General features: G+C 23.9%; 9 protein-coding genes. All 9 read left to right on the top strand.

The features are described 5' to 3' along the window. The first annotated feature begins 122 nt into the window (after nt 1-122). Nucleotides 123-323, top strand: coding sequence for a Cys-every-fifth RiPP peptide CefA (locus ACYQ44_RS10165; RefSeq protein ID WP_459997140.1), 201 nt, complete (start codon nt 123-125; stop codon nt 321-323). A gap of 57 nt (nt 324-380) precedes the next feature. Continuing rightward, on the top strand, nt 381-509 hold the full coding sequence (locus ACYQ44_RS10160; RefSeq protein WP_459997139.1) for a hypothetical protein: 129 nt from the start codon (nt 381-383) through the stop codon (nt 507-509). Between the two features lie 84 nt (nt 510-593). Further along, nucleotides 594-1,913 carry a Cys-every-fifth radical SAM/SPASM peptide maturase CefB gene (locus ACYQ44_RS10155; RefSeq protein ID WP_459997137.1) on the top strand — a complete coding sequence of 440 codons (1,320 nt, stop codon included), beginning with the start codon at nt 594-596 and terminating at the stop codon, nt 1,911-1,913. Nucleotides 1,914-1,929: 16 nt separating this feature from the next. After that, nucleotides 1,930-2,427: a hypothetical protein gene (locus ACYQ44_RS10150; protein WP_459997136.1), complete on the top strand. Its 498-nt coding sequence runs from the start codon at nt 1,930-1,932 to the stop codon at nt 2,425-2,427. 21 nt (nt 2,428-2,448) lie between these two features. After that, nucleotides 2,449-3,261 (top strand): ABC transporter permease, encoded by an 813-nt coding sequence (locus ACYQ44_RS10145; RefSeq protein ID WP_459997134.1) that lies wholly within the window; start codon nt 2,449-2,451, stop codon nt 3,259-3,261. 22 nt (nt 3,262-3,283) lie between these two features. Further along, the gene (locus ACYQ44_RS10140) at nt 3,284-4,006 is read left to right on the top strand and encodes an ABC transporter ATP-binding protein (RefSeq protein ID WP_459997132.1); all 723 of its coding nucleotides are present in this window, start codon (nt 3,284-3,286) and stop codon (nt 4,004-4,006) included. 493 nt (nt 4,007-4,499) lie between these two features. Then, on the top strand, nt 4,500-4,784 hold the full coding sequence (locus ACYQ44_RS10135; protein ID WP_459997130.1) for a PqqD family protein: 285 nt from the start codon (nt 4,500-4,502) through the stop codon (nt 4,782-4,784). Then, nucleotides 4,784-5,206 carry a radical SAM protein gene (locus tag ACYQ44_RS10130; RefSeq protein ID WP_459997128.1) on the top strand — a complete coding sequence of 141 codons (423 nt, stop codon included), beginning with the start codon at nt 4,784-4,786 and terminating at the stop codon, nt 5,204-5,206. Before ACYQ44_RS10135 ends, ACYQ44_RS10130 begins: the two co-directional genes overlap by 1 nt. Nucleotides 5,207-5,238: 32 nt before the next feature. Next, entirely contained in the window at nt 5,239-5,565 is a 327-nt protein-coding gene (locus ACYQ44_RS10125) for a hypothetical protein (protein ID WP_459997126.1), read from the top strand. Nucleotides 5,566-5,975: the final 410 nt, after the last annotated feature.

Genomic DNA, 5,975 nt, shown 5'->3' with positions numbered 1-5,975 from the left:
TATTACTTTAATATAGCTAAGCAGATATTTATCAATAAAATTTTCATTTATCAGTCGGCTGATTTGTTCTGGTGCCAGAATTATATGAAAATTAATTAATTTAATTTAGGAAGGAGGAGAATATGAAGTATTTAGGAAATATTTATTCATCTATGGAACCAGATGCGTCAGCTTGTGGAATTAAAGGATGTCCCGCTGATGCATGTGCTTTAAATGCTTGTTTGGCTAAAGGATGTGTAGGAAATGCATGCGGTATTGAATTTTGTCCTGCTGATGGATGCATTCCAGTAGATGGTTGTTTTATAGATATATTTAGTAATTAATAATTTAGTTTACATTGAAAAGAATAATTATTATAAAAAATATGAGGAGGTAAAAATATGAATAATGAATATTTAGGAAATGTGTATGATGAAAATAACAATTTGGAAGAATATTATAAAAATAAAGAAAAAGAAATAGTACCAGAATTTTGTTTAATAGATTTTGCATATGGCAAGCTTGTATAGGTGAATGCGGTAATTTCTAATTGTAAAAATTGAAGCCCTTTAATTATTAAAGGGCTTCTCCAAAAATATGAAAGGAGTGTTTAAATGAAAACATCTATGTATAATTTATTTATAAGAAAAACAGATAGTAACGAATATTTGTTATTTAATACATTAACAGGTCATGTATTTTTAATTGACGAAAACATAAAAACATTATTGGAAACTCAAAAAATACAACAAATTCCAGAAAATATACTATATGAATTTAAAAAAAAGAAAGTTATAATAGATGATGAAGTAAATGAATTAAACTATATTGAATATTTTCATAATAAAATGAAATTTGAAAATGAATTATTATCTCTGACAATATTATTAACCTGGAGTTGTAATTTAAATTGTGTATATTGCTATGAAGGAGCAGGAAATGTAAGGAATTCTACAATGACTTCATCAACTGCTTTAAAAGTAATAAAGTTTATAAAAAAAGAAGCTTTAAAAAGAAGAGTTAAGAAAATTAGTATAAATTTATTTGGAGGAGAACCATTAATAAACTATAAAATAGGAGAAAAGATACTTAAAGAAATTAAACAATTTGCAGATGAAAATAAAATTTTTATGTATACAGGAATCATTACCAATGGAACTTTAATAAATGATGAAATTATTAATTCATTAAAGTTATATAATTGTAAAACTGTTCAAATTACTTTAGATGGAAGTCAAACTATTCATAATAAAAGAAGAATGTATAAAAATGGAAATGGAACTTTTGAAATAATTATTAATAATATAAAAATATTAAACCAAAAGAAAGATTTTCCAAATCCGGTTATTAGAATTAATGTAGACAAAAAAAATATTAAAAATGTGTATGAATTATTAGAATTTTTAAAAAATGAAAAATTAACAGATTGTAAAGTTGACTTTGGAATAGTAAGAGCGGGATCTGAATTCAATTTTGAATATTCTAATAATTGTTTTATTCAAGAAGAGGAAATTTCAAATATTTTAAATAAGTTAAGAGAACATGCTAAAAAGATTGGATTTATTATTAATGTTAGACCAATAAGAAAATGGATGTTTTGCGGTTTGAATAGTGATTATAATTTTACAATTTCTCCTCTTGGTGATATTTATAAATGTTGGGAACATGTAGGAGATTCTAAACATAAATTGGGCAAATTAAATGATAATGGTGAAATAGAAAATATACAATATACTTTTTTTGATTGGATGGCAAGAAATCCAACTAAAATTTTAGAATGTCGAGAATGTATATACTTACCCGTTTGTGGGGGTGGATGTGGTGCTATAAGCTATGAAAAACATAATTCCTATCATAAAAGTGGATGTTTTAAAATAAAAGGGAATATAGAAAATGAAGTTTTAATGTATTTAAAAAGTAAAAAATTAATTTAACCGGAGGTGTTATGTCGTGGGGGTAAAAAAATATTCTATAATAGCATTAGTAATAATATTAATAATTTTAATATCAAGCATGGGGTTCTCTCTAAAATTTAAAATTAATGAATACAAAGAAATAAATGAAATTATAAATAACAAAAAGTTTTTCCACCATACTCTGGATAAAAGTTTTTTTAAAAAAAACACTTATGAAGAAAGATTAAAAAATATTATGCTAGTAGAAATCAAGAAATATGAAAGTGATAAAAATAGTGTAAATTTAGAATATTATGAGTTTTTAGATAATAAAACAGCAAAAGACTTTTTTAAAAAAATACAAAACGAATTAGAAGAAAAAAATTTTATGAAAATAAAAACAAATGTTTCGATAATGATAATCGATTATTATTTTGTATCCCAAAAACATAATGGATATTATTTCAATGTTTATAAAAATAAAAATAAAGTTATTATTGTATATGGTAAAAAAAAGGAATATGTCGATGAAATATCAGAAATATTATTATAAATGCATATACCAGGTGAAATCATGAAAAGAATAAAAAAATTCATGAACTACATAATAAGAGACATAAAAATATGGAAAAGTTATAAAACCCAGGCAGTGCTGGGGATACTCAGTGGATTCTTAGGATTATTACAATTTGGATTCATGGGAAGGTTTATAGCTCAGGGGAATTACTTCCCAATGATAGAACAGTATGGTGGAAATATACTTGCATATTTCATATCAGGAAGTGTATTCATGAGTTATACAACACTGTCCCTAACAACATTTAAAAATGTAATAAGGCAGGAGCAGGTAATGGGAACAATAGAGTACCTGCTTCTATCTGAAACACCATTATGGGAAGTATTTATATACACAATTTTTTCAAGATTAATATTTACAATAATAAACACAGGAATGGTGTTTATATTTTTAATATATACATTTGATGTAGAAATAAAAATGAATATAATAGCCTCAATAATATTATTGGTAACAACAATGATAAGTTTAAGTGGAATAGGATTATTAAGTGCTGGATTTATAATGCTAACTAAAAAGGGTGATCCTATAAGCTGGGTATATTCATTTTTAACAGGAATGTTCTCTGGGATATACTATCCAATAGAAATATTACCAAAATGGTTAAGAGGAATATCGTATATTTTACCAACAACATATGCAATGGATGGATTGAGAAAAACATTAATAAAAGGATATACAATTAATGAAATAATGGGAAATATAATAATATTAACAATAATGACAGCAATAATATTACCAATAGGGATATACTGGTTTAAAACATCATTTGACAAAGCCAGGAAATATGGGACAATATCACAATATTAAAAACTAAAAAGGAAATGATAAAATGGAAAATATAATAGAAATAACAAATTTGACAAAGATATATAAAAACAAAATAAAAGCACTACATAAAATAAATATAAAAATAAAAAAAGGGGAAAAAGTAACAATATTTGGACCAAATGGTGCAGGGAAAACAACATTAATAAAAACAATAGGAATGTTTATAATACCAGACACAGGAAAAATAAAAATAAAAGGATATGACACACAAAAAGAAGAAAAAAAGATAAAAAAAATGATAACAATATCAACATCAAATGAACGGTCATTCTATTACAGATTAAGTTTAGAAGAGAATCTCAAATTCTTCGGGATGTTAAACAATATAACAGGAAAGGAATTAAAAAAGAAAGTAACAAAAATACTGGAAGAATTAGGGTTAATAGAATACTCGAAAATAAAATACATGGAAGCATCAACAGGAATAAAAAGGCGATTAAACATAGCAAGAGCATTAATTAAGGATGCAGAAATATATTTATTAGATGAACCAACGAGTGGAGTAGATATAGAAACGAAAATAAAAATATATGAAATAATGGAAAGATTATCGCAAAAAGGGAAAACGATAATATTAGCCAGTCATGATATAAGTGAAATAGAAAAAACAGAAAGGATAATAGTATTAAAAAAAGGAAAAATAGTAGCAGACAAAAAAACAGAGGAAATACTCAAAAAAACAACGAAAGAAAATGAAGAAAAGTTACTGGAATTAATAAAATAACATAAAACCATTTAATCTTTCAACATCAAATAATGGCAATAATATAAAATTGCATCAATATATTAAACAAAAATTAACAATAAAAATATATCAGGTGATAAAATAATTATGTAAATTTATTAAATTTAAGAAAAGAAAAATCCACCACAAATTTACATTAATGTTGTTGATTTTTTTTGCTAAAATTATTGTGAATTGAATAAGTGAAAATAACATCTTTTAATTATTCAGCAATATAATATAAATATATATTCATAAAGTTTTATTATGAATCATTAAGTTATAAAATTCGCAATATTTAATCATAATATTATTATTAAATAAATCACATGTTATAAGTGAGAAAAATTTCAAAAATATTTTTAATTACACACAATAATTAAAAAATATTATTTAAATATATTTACGTAGAGATTATATCAAAAAATTTATTTTCCTTCTAATATTAATTTTAAACTCATAAAAAGCTATATTATTTGAAAGGAGCAAGATAATGAAAGATTTTTTATTAAACAAAAAAATAAAAATTTCTAAATGGATATCATGGCAGATTTATGATGATTGTGTTTATATAATAGATGAAAGAACGGAATTCATTTTTTCATTGGAAGGAACAGCATCATATTTTTGGGAATATTTAATAAATTTTAAAACTATAAATTTAGTTCTAAAAAATTTAAAAGAAAAGTTTGATTATATTTCAAGTGAAGATATTAAAGACGATTTAATAGTTTTTATCAAAGTTCTTACCAATCAAGAAATTATAGAGGTGGTTTAATGATATATGAAGATAATACTTTTTCTTTTCAAGATGTTATTAGAAAAGCCTATACTGAAAGAATACCATTAATAGCCACTATCGAAATTTTAACTTTATGTAATTTAAAATGTATTCATTGTTATATTGCTGAACATAATAATATTGGATTAGAATATGATTTTCTTATTGATTTATTTGCCCAATTAAAAGAATTAGGAACTTTCGAATTAGTATTAACTGGTGGAGAAATTTTTTTACGTTCTGATATTATTGATATTATCAAAAAAGCTAGAAATATGGGATTTCGCATAACTTCGTTAAGTAATGCTACAATTATTGATGATTATCAAATCCAAAGTCTTTCTGATTTATATATTACAGAATTTTCTACAACTATTTTTTCCCTAGATGAAAAATTAATGATAAAATTACAGGGGTAAGTGGATCTTTAAAAAAAATACTATCAAATATTATGAAAATGAAAGAAAGAGATATTAAAGTGGAAATAAAAACTCCTTTAATGAAATATAATAAAGATTCATATAAAGAACTACAAAAATTTTGTGCTAAAAATGAATTTACATATTCACCTAATCCAATAATAATGTCAAAAACAAATGGTGATGTTGCACCAAAGAAACACTCTCTCGATTTTAACAGTTTGATAGAGTTTTATAGAAAATTTCCCAGTATAGTTGAAAAAAATGATCTAGAAAATAAAACTTTTCTTGGATGTTCATCACTGGATAAACAAAATGCTAAGGTATTAAAATATTTGTTCGAAAAAGAAAGGGGGTGAAAAAATGAAATATAAAAAACCTATTATAAAAAAGTCAAAAATTGTTGTTCAAAATAGTGGTTGTAAAGGTGGAACATGCAATGGGAAATCAAGAAGTGTATTTTTCTAACCAGAAAATCCCTCCAGGCAAATTGCCTGTAGGGAGTAATTATATGTAGGAGAGATGTTGATGAATTTAAATCTATTGGTTAAATACATTATAATATATACTTTTAAAAAAAACCCATTATTATCAATGATATATTTTATGGGTCTGTCCAAAATTCTGTGTAAATTGATAATAGTTGATTAATAGTAATTATCATAAAATATTGGTCAATATAGAGCTTTTTCTTAAATATTCGAAATTTTTATGTACTTTGTGAAATTTGAATAGTAGAGTTATAATTTTTCTGTAGTTATATTTTTTC

The sequence above is a fragment of the Marinitoga arctica genome (genome assembly GCF_054657315.1).
This window is presented reverse-complemented; position numbering and strand designations above follow the sequence as displayed.

Excerpts from the sequence above, each read along its gene's own strand:
- ACYQ44_RS10165 (WP_459997140.1), top strand. The coding sequence starts at position 123 with ATGAAGTATTTAGGAAATATTTATTCATCTATGGAACCAGATGCGTCA.
- ACYQ44_RS10160 (WP_459997139.1), top strand. The coding sequence starts at position 381 with ATGAATAATGAATATTTAGGAAATGTGTATGATGAAAATAACAATTTG.
- ACYQ44_RS10155 (WP_459997137.1), top strand. The coding sequence starts at position 594 with ATGAAAACATCTATGTATAATTTATTTATAAGAAAAACAGATAGTAAC.
- ACYQ44_RS10145 (WP_459997134.1), top strand. The coding sequence starts at position 2,449 with ATGAAAAGAATAAAAAAATTCATGAACTACATAATAAGAGACATAAAA.
- ACYQ44_RS10140 (WP_459997132.1), top strand. The coding sequence starts at position 3,284 with ATGGAAAATATAATAGAAATAACAAATTTGACAAAGATATATAAAAAC.
- ACYQ44_RS10135 (WP_459997130.1), top strand. The coding sequence starts at position 4,500 with ATGAAAGATTTTTTATTAAACAAAAAAATAAAAATTTCTAAATGGATA.
- ACYQ44_RS10130 (WP_459997128.1), top strand. The coding sequence starts at position 4,784 with ATGATATATGAAGATAATACTTTTTCTTTTCAAGATGTTATTAGAAAA.
- ACYQ44_RS10125 (WP_459997126.1), top strand. The coding sequence starts at position 5,239 with ATGAAAATGAAAGAAAGAGATATTAAAGTGGAAATAAAAACTCCTTTA.